14 protein-coding genes, 1 tRNA gene and 1 pseudogene are annotated in these 12373 nt (G+C 60.9%); 8 read left to right on the top strand and 8 right to left on the bottom strand.

From position 1 onward, the window contains the following. Nucleotides 1-8: 8 nt before the first annotated feature. The 3 genes from ACI2KB_RS00710 to ACI2KB_RS00700 all read right to left on the bottom strand — a co-directional run bounded on the left by ACI2KB_RS00710 (nt 9) and on the right by ACI2KB_RS00700 (nt 2188). Complete coding sequence (locus ACI2KB_RS00710) at nt 9-704, bottom strand: MFS transporter (protein ID WP_404630417.1); 696 nt, start codon at nt 702-704, stop codon at nt 9-11. Further along, nucleotides 658-1170 (bottom strand): GNAT family N-acetyltransferase, encoded by a 513-nt coding sequence (locus ACI2KB_RS00705; RefSeq protein WP_404630415.1) that lies wholly within the window; start codon nt 1168-1170, stop codon nt 658-660. Before ACI2KB_RS00705 ends, ACI2KB_RS00710 begins: the two co-directional genes overlap by 47 nt. A 103-nt stretch (nt 1171-1273) precedes the next feature. Next, nucleotides 1274-2188, bottom strand: coding sequence for an SDR family oxidoreductase (locus ACI2KB_RS00700; protein WP_404630413.1), 915 nt, complete (start codon nt 2186-2188; stop codon nt 1274-1276). A gap of 100 nt (nt 2189-2288) precedes the next feature. Here ACI2KB_RS00700 and ACI2KB_RS00695 point away from each other — a divergent pair, with 100 nt between their 5' ends. Beyond that, nucleotides 2289-3125: a helix-turn-helix transcriptional regulator gene (locus ACI2KB_RS00695; RefSeq protein WP_404630411.1), complete on the top strand. Its 837-nt coding sequence runs from the start codon at nt 2289-2291 to the stop codon at nt 3123-3125. A 29-nt stretch (nt 3126-3154) separates the two neighbouring features. On the opposite strand, the gene ACI2KB_RS00690 is transcribed toward ACI2KB_RS00695, so the two are convergent. After that, nucleotides 3155-3331 carry an MFS transporter gene (locus tag ACI2KB_RS00690; protein ID WP_404631686.1) on the bottom strand — a complete coding sequence of 59 codons (177 nt, stop codon included), beginning with the start codon at nt 3329-3331 and terminating at the stop codon, nt 3155-3157. Between the two features lie 157 nt (nt 3332-3488). On the opposite strand from ACI2KB_RS00690, the pseudogene ACI2KB_RS00685 reads away from it, so the two are divergent. Next, nucleotides 3489-3842, top strand: a pseudogene (locus ACI2KB_RS00685) (substrate-binding domain-containing protein); the annotation flags it as partial. Nucleotides 3843-4003: 161 nt separating this feature from the next. Here the strand turns inward: ACI2KB_RS00685 and ACI2KB_RS00680 are convergent. Beyond that, nucleotides 4004-4351 (bottom strand): hypothetical protein, encoded by a 348-nt coding sequence (locus ACI2KB_RS00680; RefSeq protein ID WP_404631749.1) that lies wholly within the window; start codon nt 4349-4351, stop codon nt 4004-4006. Between the two features lie 95 nt (nt 4352-4446). Continuing rightward, on the bottom strand, nt 4447-5274 hold the full coding sequence (locus ACI2KB_RS00675; RefSeq protein WP_404630409.1) for a hypothetical protein: 828 nt from the start codon (nt 5272-5274) through the stop codon (nt 4447-4449). A gap of 411 nt (nt 5275-5685) precedes the next feature. Here ACI2KB_RS00675 and ACI2KB_RS00670 point away from each other — a divergent pair. From ACI2KB_RS00670 to ACI2KB_RS00660, 3 genes are all read left to right on the top strand, one after another. Beyond that, a tRNA-Val gene (locus ACI2KB_RS00670) sits at nt 5686-5762 on the top strand. Between the two features lie 242 nt (nt 5763-6004). Next, nucleotides 6005-6562: a DUF4174 domain-containing protein gene (locus ACI2KB_RS00665; RefSeq protein ID WP_404630407.1), complete on the top strand. Its 558-nt coding sequence runs from the start codon at nt 6005-6007 to the stop codon at nt 6560-6562. Between the two features lie 55 nt (nt 6563-6617). After that, complete coding sequence (locus tag ACI2KB_RS00660) at nt 6618-6962, top strand: 2-oxoacid ferredoxin oxidoreductase (protein ID WP_404630405.1); 345 nt, start codon at nt 6618-6620, stop codon at nt 6960-6962. 74 nt (nt 6963-7036) lie between these two features. On the opposite strand, the gene ACI2KB_RS00655 is transcribed toward ACI2KB_RS00660, so the two are convergent. Beyond that, nucleotides 7037-7669, bottom strand: coding sequence for a DUF5666 domain-containing protein (locus ACI2KB_RS00655; RefSeq protein WP_404630403.1), 633 nt, complete (start codon nt 7667-7669; stop codon nt 7037-7039). A gap of 304 nt (nt 7670-7973) precedes the next feature. Between ACI2KB_RS00655 and ACI2KB_RS00650 the strand changes: the two genes are divergently transcribed. Genes ACI2KB_RS00650 through ACI2KB_RS00640 form a run of 3 tightly spaced genes read left to right on the top strand, consistent with a single transcriptional unit; the run spans nt 7974 to nt 10823 of the window. After that, nucleotides 7974-9050: an ABC transporter substrate-binding protein gene (locus ACI2KB_RS00650; protein WP_404630401.1), complete on the top strand. Its 1077-nt coding sequence runs from the start codon at nt 7974-7976 to the stop codon at nt 9048-9050. Beyond that, the gene (locus tag ACI2KB_RS00645; RefSeq protein ID WP_404630399.1) at nt 9037-10035 is read left to right on the top strand and encodes an ABC transporter permease; all 999 of its coding nucleotides are present in this window, start codon (nt 9037-9039) and stop codon (nt 10033-10035) included. The genes ACI2KB_RS00650 and ACI2KB_RS00645 overlap by 14 nt, the downstream gene beginning before the upstream one ends. Continuing rightward, entirely contained in the window at nt 10029-10823 is a 795-nt protein-coding gene (locus ACI2KB_RS00640; RefSeq protein ID WP_404630397.1) for an ABC transporter ATP-binding protein, read from the top strand. Before ACI2KB_RS00645 ends, ACI2KB_RS00640 begins: the two co-directional genes overlap by 7 nt. 60 nt (nt 10824-10883) lie before the next feature. On the opposite strand, the gene dacB is transcribed toward ACI2KB_RS00640, so the two are convergent. Continuing rightward, nucleotides 10884-12353 carry a D-alanyl-D-alanine carboxypeptidase/D-alanyl-D-alanine-endopeptidase gene (gene dacB, locus ACI2KB_RS00635; protein WP_404630395.1) on the bottom strand — a complete coding sequence of 490 codons (1470 nt, stop codon included), beginning with the start codon at nt 12351-12353 and terminating at the stop codon, nt 10884-10886. Nucleotides 12354-12373 lie beyond the last annotated feature (20 nt).

The raw sequence follows: 12373 nt of genomic DNA, 5'->3' as shown, positions 1-12373 counted from the left end.
CACTGTGTTTAGGTGCTGACGGTAGTACCTAGGTGTTGGGTGAAGTGTTTCATTCCGGTGTGCGCAAGCGCCAGATCAACAGCGCCGCCAGTAGCTGACTGACCCCGTAGAACGTGAACAGTTGCTGCACTGTCCAGCGATGGTCGAGCAAAAGACCGGCCACGGGGGGGGGAGAGGATGGCACCCACGCGACCGGTGGCCAGTACAAACCCGACGCCCCGGGTCCGAATCGCGGTGGCGAATCCTTGTGGCGCGAGGGTGAACAACCCGGCGATGGCGCCATACAGCAGCAAGCCGCTGCTGACCCCCATGGTCACGGCTAGCCAGGCCAGGTGGGTGGCGGGGACCATCAACGTCATCAACACCGCATTGACCAGCAAAAAAAACGGTAGCAGCCTGGCGCAACCGAAACGGTTGGCACTCAGCCCCATCAACAGCGCGCCCAACATGCCGCCGAGGTTGAGCAGCACGCCGCCTGCCGCGCCGTCCTTCTCCGAGAAGCCGCTTTGGGTCAGCAGCACGGGTGTCCAACTGGTGATGAAGTAAAAGCTGAACATGATCAGGAACAGCGCCAGTGCCAGCGATACCGTACGAGTCGCCTGACCGGCCGTGAACAGGAGGCGATAGCCGAGGGGGGGCGGCTGTCGTGGTTCTACGTTACCGCTCGATGCTGAATAGCAGGCTTTGCTTCTGGCCGGGCACATCGTCCAGCAAGCCGCACCGTTGCATTCCCAGCTTTTCCAGCACCTTGATCGAGGCTGCATGATCAGGGCGCACAACGGCCCAGACACGGTTGATACCCGGTCTGGCGAAGGTGTTCTCAAGCGCAACCCGGCCCATTTCCGTCGCATAGCCTTTACCCCAGGCATCACTGGCGAAGCGGTAACCCAGATTCAGTCTTCTATCGCCCAGAAAATCGTACAGCCCGACACCTCCAAAGCCGATCACCTGTTCAGGCGATGCATCTTCCGCGATCGCCCACCAGCCGAAACCGTATTCGTTCCAATGCTCCACCCAGCCCGTCAAAAGTGCTTGAGCCTGCCCCAGACTTTTCATCGGGCCTGCGGGATTGAATAGTTGAGTCTGCGGATCGCTGTAAATCTCGAACAACCGATTCACATCGCTCGGTTCAGGCGGGCGGCAAATCAGACGGTCGCTGGAAATCGGCATGATTCGGTCTTGTATTGAGGGCGAGCGGATAAACCTAGCACTATCCAAACGGTTCTATCCGTTTTTTAGTGTGAGCTACCACTCGCCAGTGACTGCACATTGATCAATGTGTTGACCTGCCGTCACTTTGCCCCGACGCAAGACAGACCCTCACGTCCTCAAGCAACCCCGGCCCCTCCGGCGTCCAGCCCAACCGGCGCCGGGTTTTCTCGTTGGACGCGGAAAAGTCTCGACCCGCGAACACGGACAGCCAGCCGAAATGCGCCGCGGCATCTGCCTCCGATAACGAGACGGTTGGCACGCCAAGCCCTTGGCCAATAACGTGCGCGATGTCACGGGCGGCAATGTGCTGTTCGGCGGTGGCATGGTAGCGGGCGCCGGGTTGGTGGTGCTCCAGCGCCAGGCGGTAGAGGTGCGCGGTGTCGGCCAAGTGGGCGGCCGACCACGGGTTGAGGCCCTCGCCGAGGTAGGCGGACACACCGGTCTGCCGCGCCAGGTCGATGAGGTAGCTGACCAGCCCTTGTCGTTGCGGGTTATGGATCTGCGACAGGCGCATCACCACCACGTTGAGGCCACGCTGCTTCAACGCTTCCCCCGCCAGTTCCGATGCCACGCGCGGGTTGGTGTGATGAGGGTCGAAATGGTCTTCATCGGCCAGCGGCTCCGACGCGGTGGCGCCCATGGCCGTGCCAGACGTGATGATCAAGGGGCGCGTCGAGCCTGCCAGTGTTTCGCCCAGCGCAGTGATCACGCGGGCGTCTTTCTGGCAGTTGTCCGCGAAGTGGGCGAAGTTGTGATCGAAGGCGGTGTGGATCACGGCGTCACAGTGCTCGGCGCCTTTTTGCAGGCTGGCCAGATCTTCGAGGGTGCCGTGATGAGCCTGGGCGCCGAGCCGGTGCAGAGCCTGGGCGCCTTCCTCGGAGCGGGTCATGCCCAGGACCTGATGGCCTGCGGCGAGCAACTCCCGTGTCACTTGAGCACCGATGAAGCCCGTGGAACCGGTCAGAAATACGCGCATGGGGTCATTCTCTCTTTGCGGAAAGCACCAGCCTGCGCGTAGTGTTTATCCGGTTAAAGCCGTGGCGTTATCAGGGTATAAACACTAACAGGGTAGGACGATGTCAGGTCAGTCGGTGCAATTGCTGGGCGCGTATTTGAAAGATTGCCGGGCGCGGCTTGACCCGGCCAGTTTCGGTTTTTCCAGCGCGCGCAGGCGTACGCCGGGGTTGCGCCGCGAAGAGGTGGCGCAGCGGGCGCACATCAGCGCCACCTGGTACACCTGGCTGGAGCAGGGGCGTGGCGGCGCGCCGTCTGCCGAGGTGTTGAACCGCATCGCTCAGAGTCTATTGATGACCGAGCCTGAGCGGGAGCACCTTTTCATGCTGGCATTCGGGCATCCGCCTGAAGTGGTGTATCGCGCGCCAGAAGGGGTGACACCGCGCCTGCAACGGGTGCTGGACACGTTCACCCACAGTCCGGCGATCATCAAGACGGCGACCTGGGACGTACTGGCCTGGAACCGCGCTGCCGCAGCGGTGTTCACCGATTACAGCCAACTGCCAATCAAGCAGCGCAACATCCTGCGTCTGATGTTCTGTGGCGACGGCGTGCGGGAGCGGCAGGCCGATTGGGAAAGCATGGCGCGCTTTTTGGTGGCGGCCTTTCGTGCCGATGCGATTCGGGCAGGGGCGGCGTCCGAAGTCAGCCAGCTTGCAGAAGAGTTGTGTGTGCTGAGCCCGGAATTCGCCGCCTTCTGGCGGGACAACGACGTGCGGGTTCATGGCGAGGGCACCAAGCGCCTGCGCCATCCGGCGCAAGGCGTGATTGAGCTTGAATATTCCGGGTTCGCGGTGGACGGTCGCCCGGATTTGGGGATGATTGTCTATAACCCGGCGACTGAGGCCGATGCGGCGCTGATACGGCAACTGATGATGGATGGGGTGGCAGGGCCGTGAATGCCCCGCCGAAGGGACGCGTTCAGGGCTCAGTCATACAACCGATGCTCGATCTCTTCCAGCGTGGCGCCTCGGGTTTCCGGCACCCACCGAGCGACGAAAATCAGTGAAAGCACTCCGGCGCCGACGAATACGAAAAAGGTCTGGCCGATGCCAAGGGTCGCGATCATGCTCGGGAAGAACAGGCCGATCATGACGTTGGTCAGCCAGCACGGGCGTCAGTGGGAGTGAGCTTGCTCACGAAAGGGTGCTATCAGCCGCTACCGATGTCGCGGCACGAGCGTATTCGTGGGCAAGCCCAGTCTCACAGGGCTTTTGGGGCGTAACGTAGGTGTTACATGAGGTGTTCTCGCGCAGAAATCCATGCGTTGCCGCGAGACAAGGCCGATTCTGCTGGTGACCAGCGTGCCGTTTCGCTGCCAGCAGGAGCGGGAAATGGGATTTCGGCGTGTGCTGCGTTCAGATTTTCCGCACTTGAAAATCGATGAGCGCGTGATGTCCGACGATCGTCCGGAGACCACCGCCGAGCATCTGATGCGTTACTTCTCAAAACACGACTACCCGGCAGCGATCTATAACGTGGCAGGTGCAAGCCGGGGAGTGGCCCAAGCGTTGAGCAGGGTCACCGCTGAGCGGCGGCCCATTTTTGTGGGCCATGAGTTGACCGTCCACACTCGCGCCATGCTCGAGAGCGGGGTGATGGACTACGTGATTTCCCATGACTTCGTCGGCGAGACAGCCGCCGCTGGGCGCTGGATTCGCGAAACGCTGGAAGGCGCCAGGGCCGCACCGCCTTCATCCAGATTCTGGTGCACACGCGGTATAACTGTGAGGGGTAAAGCAGAGAGCGGTCGTCTCAACCGCTCCCCCCTCCTGGATCATCCTCCGGCGCCACCTGCGCTCGACGAGCTACCGGACGAGCCCTTCGAACCACTGCCAGTGGAGCCCGAGCCGGTTTGCTCGCCACCGGGCAGGTCGACGCCGTTGCTGCCACCGGTCCCATTGCTCATCGATCCATTGTTCATGCCCCGGCGAATGCCCGTGGCAGGATCGCCTTTGTCCATGTCGGTGCCTTGGCGTTGCACATCGTTGCCTTGGGTTCTTGGGTCCATGCCGGTTTGAGAAGGGGGCGCGCCCATTTCAGGGGTGGCTGCCCCGGCCAGCGCTGTAATCGATGCGCATGTCAGAACACAGCCCAGCGCCACTGTCGCAAATGATCTGTTCATCAGGAGATCTCCGTGTCTTGAATCCTGTCCTGAAATTGGGCAGTCGATCATCAAACAAAGTGCCATCATGGCGACCAGCGGCAGTCATCTGCCGTTCAAGGGGCCGAAACGTTGTCGAGGATGGAGGGCAGCAGCGGTGCGTCCCCCAGATTGCCTTCTATCTGTCCGGCCACGTAATACACCCCGGCGAGCACGCCGAAATCCGGGTTGTCGATCAGGCTGCGCTTTTTCTCGTTGAGCGCCGCATACAGACTGCTGCGCATCTGCTCTTCCATGTCGGCACGCTGGCTTTGATGGGCAAGGGCGCCAATGCCAAGGGTGCCGACGGAGATCATCAGCCCGGCCACGCGACCCACCGCAGCGGCAACGGCACTGGCAGCGCCCCGTGGGGCAAGGCTGGCTTCGAGTTTCTCACTGGAGCGAATCGCCACCGCCGAAATGCCCGCGTCCGGCCGTCCGGCGTCGGGGCCTGTGGCGGCAGTGTGAATCTGTTCGATCAAAGCGGCGTAGGCGGGCATTTTTACCAGCGGCTCCGCATGGATCACTTCATAGAGTGTGGCGTTGCGGCTGGACGGCGGGGCGAGGGTGATGGCCGGGATCTGCTTGAGGTGAGCATCGAACTGTTCGTCGGGAATACGGTAGTGCCTGGCGATGGACGGCAATTGCTGCCCAAGTAACTGCACGTAGTAAGCGGTCGCTTGGGCGGTGACCGCTTCAGGGTCGATTTCTTTCGCGACCGGGTCCAGAACCCGCTCGTGATACTGCTCTTGAAGATAGCCATCGAGTCGTTGAGCGGCGGTCTGTTCGCCTTGCTTTGCACTGAGCTTGTACCAACTGACCTTGGCGGTCAGCCATTGCTGGGTCCAGTAACCGGTGAACCAAGGGATGAAATCCGATTCCGTGCGTTGGTAGACGCTGTCCATCCAGCGGTCCATGGTCTCGGTGGCGTATTGCCGGGCCGGGGCGGTGGCGTTTTTGACGCGTCGAGGATCTCCTGATCCACCTGATGCCAGGTCTCGGGGGCAACGGGCACGATGACTGTAGGCGCGGGTTTGTGTGCCGAAGTACACGCGGCCAACGCCAGCAGCAATAACAAGCTCGGTGCACGCAGGTTCACGATGGCTATCCCTGGCGTTGCAGAAAGGTCTGCCCGGTGGCGTCGGACGGCGTATCGGCGGCGGGTTTGTGCAGTATAGGCAGCGAAAAGTGCTGGGCTGCGAAGGGGCGAGCCGCGTCGCTTGCCGGTTTGCGCAAAAAATTCGCATATTCATAGGCTTAGTGTGAAAAAAGACGTTGACACACTTTTGAATATCCGTAGAATGCCGCCTCACAGCAGGCACGTAGCTCAGTTGGTTAGAGCACCACCTTGACATGGTGGGGGTCGTTGGTTCGAGTCCAATCGCGCCTACCAAACAAATCCGCTCTGCTGGGCGGTGACGAAAAGGGCGAATCGAAAGATTCGCCCTTTTTTATTGCGCTTGTTTTATGTGTCCCGTTTCGCATCTACAGGCCCGTGCCTCGGTCTTCTGCGCTGCATTTGTTAATGCGGCCTTCGACGCCGCCTCGAAAAAAATCCTGATTTTTCAAGCCATCGGCTGGACCTTTTGCCACGATGCGCGATCATCAGTGCATGGATATCGAAAGGAGGTGCGTATGTTAAGTCGGTCACTGACCCTTGCCGTTCTGTTGGCGGTTGCCAGTCCCCTGATGGCTGCCGATGGAGACACCCCACTGGCTCAGGAGCGCGGCAGGTCCCGTCCGTTGATCATCATTGCCTCCAGTTCCGTGGATTCGACGCTGACCACACTCAAGAAGCAGCTCGATGAACCTGCCAACAAAGAAGGCTTCGCCAAGCGCAGCATGGTGCTTTACACCATTGTCGGTCTTGCCGGGCAGCGTAACGGCAAGGAGATGGACGCGCAGTCGACCATGGCCCTGATTCGCGAGTTGAAGCTGGGTGTGCTGGACAAGGAGCAGGCGCAAGTGATTCTGGTCGGCAAGGACGGCGAGAAAAAGATCGACCACAAGGGGCCTATCGATCCCAAGGAGATTTTCAGCACCATCGATCAGATGCCCATGGCTGAAAAAGAGGCCGCCGCCCCGGCGCCGGTCGCCCCTGCCGCTGAAACCAAAGCCGCCGGGCAAGGGGGCAAACCGGGCAAGGCAGGCAAAGGCGCAGCCGCTGCACCGCCTGCCGGCCTGGATGATTGAGCATCCGATGGGTCCTTGCTGGTAAGATCGCTCCTTTTCGATCGAAAGGACTGTCATGAAACACTGGGCGGGAGCGGTAGCGCTGGCGATGCTGGCGGGTTGCGTGAGCATGGATCAAATGCGTTCGGCCGGGCCTGCGCAGGTGTATTCGAGCCAGAAACCCGCGGCTGCAGTGGCCGAGTGCATCAAGGTGAGCTGGGCGAATGTGCAACTGTTCGGCGATGTGGCCGATGTGTTCATGGAAAACGGCAAGGCTGGCGACTTCACCGTCTACACCACTGAAAGCGAATATTTCGCTGACGTGAGCGGGAAGGGCGGTGCCACCACCATCAACTTCTACGCCAAGCCTGGCGCAAAGGTGGCCGATCAGCGTGGCGCGGTGGTCGCGACCTGTTTGTGATGGGTTGACAGCGATCCCTGAAAGCACGACACGCGCGTGCCTTCAGGGATTTTTCATATCTACGCACCCGATGACTACATCGGCGGTGTCACGCCATTCTCCCCGGCTGAAATCGACAGCGCCGTCAGCGCGCCATCGGCACCGGGCTGCGCTTGCAGCACCACCTTGACTCCCGGCTTGAGCAGGCTGCGATCTCCCGGCACCAGATTGACGATGGGCACGTCGTCCGGAACCACGATCTTCTTCTGGCCCCCTTTGTAGTTCACTGTGATGGTGCGCCCGTTGCTGGTCACCAGATCACCCACCGAGCCGTTGGTCATGGTGCTGTCCTTGCCCAGATCGAACGCCCGATGCCCATCTCCCGTGCCGGCCATTTCCGGTGGAAAGACGTGCACTTCCAGCGCCTTGAGCGTGCCATCAGCCTGCGGAATGGCCGCTGAACCCACGTAGCTACCCGGTTTGATTTCCGAGACCTGCGCCAAGGTCACGCCGCGTACCTGTGTGTTTGGGGTCAGATTGACCTGAAGGTCTTCTCCGCGGTTGCTGTGGACCTTGAGCGAATCCCCTTCGATGGCCGTGATGGCGCCGCGCACGCGGGTGGGTTTGGCGTCATCGGCGTGTCCGGGGCCGGTCATCATCAGCGCCGATGCCATCAGGCTTGAAATCAGCAGGGTGTCACGCAGTCGCTTGCCTGTTGTGGTTCTCATGGGTGTCGCCGTCCTGTGTGGTCTGTTCGATTTTAAAGTGTCGAGCTTAGCGCCAGCGGCCGGAGAAGTTCATGACATCCCGGTCAGAAAGCGAACACTCGGTTGGGAGTGTGTGAGGGCGCATGATGCCGTGCCATGCAGGCCTATACATAGACTATTTGCATAGTGATTTAGAATTAAAATGAATTTATGTAATTAAAAAACCGGTGATAAGGTTTTAAACAGTCGCTGGAACCCTCCGTAACAGTTATTAAAACGGCCCAGATGACCACGTCCATTTCATTCATCTGGTAAAGGAACACCCATGGCCGTTTTCGATCATCTAAGCCGCCGTCGCGCGCTGGGTCTGGTGGGCGCTGCACTGGCGTCGCCGCTGTTGTTGTCATTGCCGCGAGGCGTCTGGGCTGCGGATGAACACGCGGGCCATGAGGCGCACGGCGCAGGTGCCGAGCCTGCCGGGACGGGAGATTTCATCCGTCTTGACCAACCTCGTGCGCTGAAGCTGGCGGTCAATCTCAACGCGGTGTGTCTGGCACCAGTGGTGATCGCCCACGGTCAGGGCTTCTTCAAAAAGCACAATCTGGACGTTGAGCTGGTCAACTTCGGTAACTCCACCGAGGTCTTGCTGGAGGCCATCGCCACCGGCAAGGCAGACGCAGGCATCGGCATGGCGTTACGCTGGCTCAAGGCGCTGGAGCAGGGCTTCGACGTCAAGCTCACCGCCGGTACCCATGGTGGCTGCCTGCGTTTGTTGACGGCAGCGAACGGCGGCGCGAACACACTGGAAGACCTCAAAGGCAAGGCCATCGGCGTGACCGACATGGCCAGCCCGGATCGCAACTTCTTCTCCATTTTGCTGAAAAAGCACGGTGTGGACCCGGTGCGCGACGTGGAGTGGCGGCTGTATCCGGCTGACCTGCTGGGCACGGCGCTGGAGCGTGGCGAAGTGCAGGCGGTCAGCGGCAGCGACCCGTTCATGTATCGCCTGATCAATGCAGGCAAGGCGCGAGAGTTGTCGACCAATCTGGTCGAGGAGTACGCCAACCTGAGCTGCTGCGTGGTCGGCGTCACGGGCAAGCTGGCACGGGACGACAAGCGAGTGGTCGCGGCACTGACGCAGGCCATTCTCGAAGCCCACGATTACTCGGTCAAACACCCCGAAGAAGTCGCCAAGGGTTTCCAGGCCTACGCCTTGAACACCACTACCGAAGAAGTGGTGGCGATCCTGCACGATCACACCCATGGTCATCACGCGGTCGGCGCGGCACTGACCGCCGAGATCGCCACCTACGTGCGGGATTTGAAAACCGTCGAAGTGATTCGCCAAAGCACCGACCCTGCCACCTTTGCCGGGGAGATCACTGCCGATGTCTTCAGTTGAACTGGTCGATGTACATGAGCCGGAGGGCGTACAACCCCATCGAATTTGGGTACAGGGACTGGTCGCTGCCGGGATGTGGATCGCTGCGGCGGCGTTGATTGTCTGGTGGCCTGATGTGTCGCGGCGCTGGCCGATGACTCAAGGGCTGGCCAATCTGTGTCTGGCGGTGGCGGCGCTGATTGTCTGTGCGGTGATTGGCAGTCGATGGTCAGCGCGTTTGGGGCGGCGCGCCCGATCCTTGGGGCCGTGGCTGATCGTTTTGCCGCTGGTCTTGAGCCTGTGGGAAGTGTTCACCGCCAAACTGGCCTGGCTGCCGGTGCCGTTTTTCGCGCCACCTCAAGCGTTACTCGATGTGTATTTCGATGACTGGCCGCGCCTGGCCGACAGTCTGTTTCACTCGGCGATCCTGCTGGGCAGCGGTGTGGCTGTGGGAGCGATCACCGGGTTTGTGGCCGGGGTGGCGATCGGTTGGTCGCGCAGCATCGGCTACTGGCTGCACCCGGTGTTGCGCATTCTCGGGCCGGTGCCGTCGACGGCCTTGTTGCCGCTGTGCTTCTTTCTGTTTCCCAGCAGTTGGAGCGCCAGCGTGTTTCTGATTGCGTTGGCCACTTGGTTTCCGGTGACGGTGCTGACCTGGTCCGGGGTGTCCAGCGTTGACAAGGCCTACTACGACGTGGCCCGCACCCTCGGCGCAAAGCAGCGCTTTCTGATCTTCAACGTGGCGATTCCGGCGGCGCTGCCCCATGTTTTTGTCGGTTTGTTCATGGGCCTGGGGGCGTCGTTCTCCACCCTTGTCGTCGCGGAAATGATGGGCGTCAAATCCGGTATCGGCTGGTATTTGCAATGGGCACAGGGCTGGGCCGCCTACGCCAACATGTATGCGGCGTTGTTGATCATGGCGCTGGCCTGTTCGGGGCTGATTTCGGGCCTGTTTTTGATTCGTGACCGGTTATTGGCCTGGCAGCAGGGAGCAATGAAATGGTGAACACCGCTTACGTGAATGACGCACGGCAGGGAGCGGGGCTGGCGTTGCGGATCGACAACCTCAGCCATGGGTTTTCGCTGGAAGGGCATCGACTGCCGGTGCTGGAGCGGGTGTCTCTAAGTATCGCGCCTGGGGAGTTCGTCGCCTTATTGGGGCCTTCAGGGTGCGGCAAGTCGACGTTACTACGGTTGGTGGCAGGTCTGGAAACTGCTGATCGCGGGGCGTTGCAGGCCGATGGCGTTGACATCATTTCGCCTGATCCGAGTCGCGTGGTGGTGTTTCAGGACCCGACGCTTTACCCATGGCGCCGGGTCTGGGACAACGTCGCGCTGGGCCTGGAAGCCCAAGGCTTGCTCAAGACCACTGGGCACAAGGTCGATCAGGCGCTGGCGAAGGTGGGGCTGAGTCCGTTCGCCCGTGCCTATCCCCGGCAGTTGTCCGGTGGCATGGCGCAACGTGTGGCGTTGGCGCGAGCGTTGGTCAACGAGCCGCGTCTGCTGATTCTCGATGAGCCATTGGGCAAGCTGGATTCGTTGACTCGCATCGCCATGCAGCAAGAGCTGATCGACCTCTGGCAGCGTCAGGGTTACACGGCGCTGCTGGTGACCCACGATGTGGAAGAGGCGTTGCTGCTGGCCAATCGGGTGATTGTTTTTAGCGACCGGCCTGCGACCATCAAGGCCGAACTGACCATCGACCGCGGTTATCCCCGGCATCGTGACGACCCATACCTGCTGCAGTTGCGCAAACAGATTCTGGGGTTGTTGGGACTGGGCGAAAGCTGGTGACGAGCGAATAACGAAAGCGCGCATCGGTCGTCGTCACGACCGTGCGCGCTTCATTGAGCGTTACTGCTGTTGCAGGGAGAGGGTGGTGTTGGCCAGTTTCGGCTGGTTGAACATGCTCACTAGCACCTCATCGAGGATCGACGATGCGCCCCATGGACGGGAGTCGTTGAGGATCGCAACCACCGCCCAGGTGTTGCCGTTGCTGTCGCGGCTGAACCCGGCGATGGCGCGCACGGTGTTCAGGGTCCCGGTCTTGATGTGGGCTTCGCCACGCAGCGCGGTACGCTTGAGGCGTTTGCGCATGGTGCCGTCCATCCCAGCCAGCGGCAGTGAACTCATGAACTCGGCCTGATAGGGGCTGTTCCAGGCGGCCTGAAGCATCTGCGCCATTTCACGGGCACTGACGCGCTCTGCGCGAGAGAGGCCCGAGCCGTTCTCCATCACCAGGTGCGGCGCGGTAATGCCCTTTTTCGCCAGCCACTGACGAATCACCCGCTGTGCAGCCTTGGCGTCATCGCCGTCGGCCTCGTTGCGGAATTCCGCCCCCAGGCTCAGGAACAGTTGCTGGGCCATGGTGTTGTTACTGAATTTGTTGATGTCGCGGATGATTTCCGCCAGGTCCGGCGAGTAGGCCTTGGCCAGCAGTTTGGCGCTGCCGGGAACGACGTCCAGACGGTCCTTGCCGAGAATGGTGCCGCCCAGTTCCTGCCAGATCGCGCGCACGGCGCCGGCGGTGTAGGTCGGGTGGTCGAGCAGCGACAGGTAGGTCTGGGAGTTGCAACCATCGCCCAACTGGCCAGACACCGTCACGGTGATGCCGCCATCTGCGTCGGGGACCGGGTTGTACAGCACGTCGCCCGTGCATTTGTTCGACGCCAGTGCCTTGACCTGATTGTTGATGTGGATCGCCGCGATTGGCGGTTCAACCGACACCAGAATCTTGCCGCCGTCGTTGCGGGTCACGAAACGCAAGGCCTTGAGGTTGACCATCAACGAGTCAGGTCGCACCAGGAATGGTTTGTTCTTGTCGTTGCCGTCGTCATCGAAAACCGGCAGTTGTGGCTGGATGAAGTGGCTGCGATCGAGCACCAGATCGCCGGTCACTTGCTGCACGCCGTTGGCTCGCAGATCGCGCATCAGCAACCAGAGTTTTTCCATGTTCAGTTTCGGGTCGCCGCCACCTTTGAGGTAGAGGTTGCCCCGGAGCACGCCGTTGCTCAGGATGCCGTCGGTGTAGAACTCGGTTTTCCACTGGTGAGTCGGGCCGAGCATTTCCAGCGACGCGTAGGTGGTTACCAGCTTCATGGTCGAGGCCGGGTTGACCGAGACGTCGGCGTTGTAGACGGTGGGGGTGCCAGGACCGGTCAGCGGCAGCAGGACCAGCGACAGGGCGCTGTTGTCGAGTTTGCTGGCTTTGAGCGCAGCCTCGACTTTTGGTGGCAGCGCGGTATTGATCGGTGCGGCAGAAACAGACAAGGAAATCGGAAGAAGCAGGGTGGCAAGCAACAACGGACGCAAAGACTTGATCATTCAATAAAACCCTACTGCAA

It is taken from the genome of Pseudomonas sp. NPDC088444 (genome assembly GCF_044900175.1).
In the GTDB taxonomy this organism is placed as follows: domain Bacteria; phylum Pseudomonadota; class Gammaproteobacteria; order Pseudomonadales; family Pseudomonadaceae; genus Aquipseudomonas.
This window is presented reverse-complemented; position numbering and strand designations above follow the sequence as displayed.

Excerpts from the sequence above, each read along its gene's own strand:
- ACI2KB_RS00675 (WP_404630409.1), bottom strand. The coding sequence starts at position 5,274 with ATGGACAGCGTCTACCAACGCACGGAATCGGATTTCATCCCTTGGTTC.
- ACI2KB_RS00650 (WP_404630401.1), top strand. The coding sequence starts at position 7,974 with ATGGCCGTTTTCGATCATCTAAGCCGCCGTCGCGCGCTGGGTCTGGTG.
- ACI2KB_RS00645 (WP_404630399.1), top strand. The coding sequence starts at position 9,037 with ATGTCTTCAGTTGAACTGGTCGATGTACATGAGCCGGAGGGCGTACAA.
- ACI2KB_RS00665 (WP_404630407.1), top strand. The coding sequence starts at position 6,005 with ATGTTAAGTCGGTCACTGACCCTTGCCGTTCTGTTGGCGGTTGCCAGT.
- ACI2KB_RS00710 (WP_404630417.1), bottom strand. The coding sequence starts at position 704 with ATGTGCCCGGCCAGAAGCAAAGCCTGCTATTCAGCATCGAGCGGTAAC.
- ACI2KB_RS00660 (WP_404630405.1), top strand. The coding sequence starts at position 6,618 with ATGAAACACTGGGCGGGAGCGGTAGCGCTGGCGATGCTGGCGGGTTGC.
- ACI2KB_RS00655 (WP_404630403.1), bottom strand. The coding sequence starts at position 7,669 with ATGAGAACCACAACAGGCAAGCGACTGCGTGACACCCTGCTGATTTCA.
- dacB (WP_404630395.1), bottom strand. The coding sequence starts at position 12,353 with ATGATCAAGTCTTTGCGTCCGTTGTTGCTTGCCACCCTGCTTCTTCCG.
- ACI2KB_RS00640 (WP_404630397.1), top strand. The coding sequence starts at position 10,029 with ATGGTGAACACCGCTTACGTGAATGACGCACGGCAGGGAGCGGGGCTG.
- ACI2KB_RS00695 (WP_404630411.1), top strand. The coding sequence starts at position 2,289 with ATGTCAGGTCAGTCGGTGCAATTGCTGGGCGCGTATTTGAAAGATTGC.
- ACI2KB_RS00700 (WP_404630413.1), bottom strand. The coding sequence starts at position 2,188 with ATGCGCGTATTTCTGACCGGTTCCACGGGCTTCATCGGTGCTCAAGTG.
- ACI2KB_RS00680 (WP_404631749.1), bottom strand. The coding sequence starts at position 4,351 with ATGAACAGATCATTTGCGACAGTGGCGCTGGGCTGTGTTCTGACATGC.
- ACI2KB_RS00705 (WP_404630415.1), bottom strand. The coding sequence starts at position 1,170 with ATGCCGATTTCCAGCGACCGTCTGATTTGCCGCCCGCCTGAACCGAGC.